Here is a 1,499-nt window from a genome sequence, read left to right as displayed (position 1 = left end):
GGGTAATGGTCGGGGGTGCTGGCCTCCAACGATTTGCACTACCTGGCCGTGGCCATCGGCTGCGACCGGGGCGTGGAGGCCATCGACGGCCTGCGCTACGGCAAGGTGATCATCCTGGCCGACGCCGATTCCGACGGCCTGCACATCGCCACCCTGCTGGCGGCGCTGTTCCTGCGCCATTTCCCGGTGCTGGTGCGCGCAGGCAACATCTTCGTGGCCATGCCGCCGCTGTTCCGCGTGGACGTGGGCAAGCAGGTGTTCTACGCGCTGGACGAGGAAGAGAAGCGGATCCTGCTCGACCGGATCGAGAAGGAGAAGATCCGCGGCCAGGTCAACGTCACCCGCTTCAAGGGCCTGGGCGAGATGAACCCGGTCCAGCTGCGCGAATCCACCATCCACCCCGACACCCGCCGCCTGGTGCAGCTGACGGTGGACGACGCCGAGCTCACGCGCGGCCTGATGGACATGCTGCTGGCCAAGAAGCGCGCCGGCGACCGCAAGGCCTGGCTGGAGGCGAAGGGCGACCTGGCCTCGCTGGAAGTCTGAACCCCGCCGCGCCGGGCCCGAATGGGCCGGCAAGCGCCTGAAAGCGTGACGCACTGCCCACGGGGGTGACGTACTGCGTCACATTTTTTTGTCCAGGCTGTGGCCGCACTTCGGCTGGCTTCGCGTTTGGGCCCGGCCAGCGCCCGGCCAAACGGCGAAAAACCTCGCAGCCACGACCCGAAACCGGCCCGGACGCTGGGTGGCACGGATCATGCTTTAGCTTCGTCGGCCGCAAACCCGGGCCTGGCCGGCCATCCGGCCCGGAACGTACTGCGAAGCTCGCATTCCCCTCATCCGCCATACCGTCCTAGGAGTTCCACCCATGAACAATTCCCGCGCTTTCCGTGGCCTGAGCCTTGCCGGCCTGGTCACCCTGGGCCTGGTGGCCGTGACCCCGGCGCTGGCCGAATCGCAGTTCACGACCGGCAACACCGCCAACCTGCAGGCCTCGGCCCGTCTGGACTTCCAGATCAACATCCCGCGCTTCATCAGCTTCCAGGTCGGCAGCGCCGGCGTCGTGGTGGATGAAGTGGTGTTCGACGTGGCCGCCGCCAACGTCGGCAGCGGCACCGCCGTCGGCCCGACCAGCGGTTCGCCGGTCGCCGTCACCCTGAAGGGCAACGGGGGCGCCATCAACCTCACCGCCGACACCACCGGCACCTCGCTGACCAGCGGCTCGGACATCATTCCGTTCACGCAGATCAACAGCACCACCGCGTCGGGCACGATCACCGCCCCCACCCTGGTGCAGAACGGCGTCAGCGCTGCCGTGGCCGTGCCGGTGTCCTCGGGTCGCGTGACCGACCGCTCGGCCACCTGGTCCTACACCTACGCCAACACCGCGATCGTCGGCGCCGGCACCTACGACGGCCAGGTGCGCTACACCGCCACCATGCCGTAAGGCTTAGCATCAGCCAGCAACACCCCGGGGGGCGGCGCGCCGGGGCGGCGGG

At 68.6% G+C, this 1,499-nt stretch carries 1 protein-coding gene and 1 pseudogene; both read left to right on the top strand.

The annotated features are described in order from the left end of the window. Window positions 1-15: 15 nt before the first annotated feature. Window positions 16-546 (top strand): annotated as a pseudogene (locus K0M70_RS03250) (DNA topoisomerase IV subunit B); the annotation flags it as partial. Window positions 547-868: 322 nt separating this feature from the next. Then, complete coding sequence (locus K0M70_RS03245; protein ID WP_290779230.1) at window positions 869-1,447, top strand: hypothetical protein; 579 nt, start codon at window positions 869-871, stop codon at window positions 1,445-1,447. Window positions 1,448-1,499: the final 52 nt, after the last annotated feature.

It is taken from the genome of Arenimonas sp. (genome assembly GCF_019459675.1).
Taxonomy (GTDB): domain Bacteria; phylum Pseudomonadota; class Gammaproteobacteria; order Xanthomonadales; family Xanthomonadaceae; genus Arenimonas.
This window is presented reverse-complemented; position numbering and strand designations above follow the sequence as displayed.

Excerpts from the sequence above, each read along its gene's own strand:
- K0M70_RS03245 (WP_290779230.1), top strand. The coding sequence starts at position 869 with ATGAACAATTCCCGCGCTTTCCGTGGCCTGAGCCTTGCCGGCCTGGTC.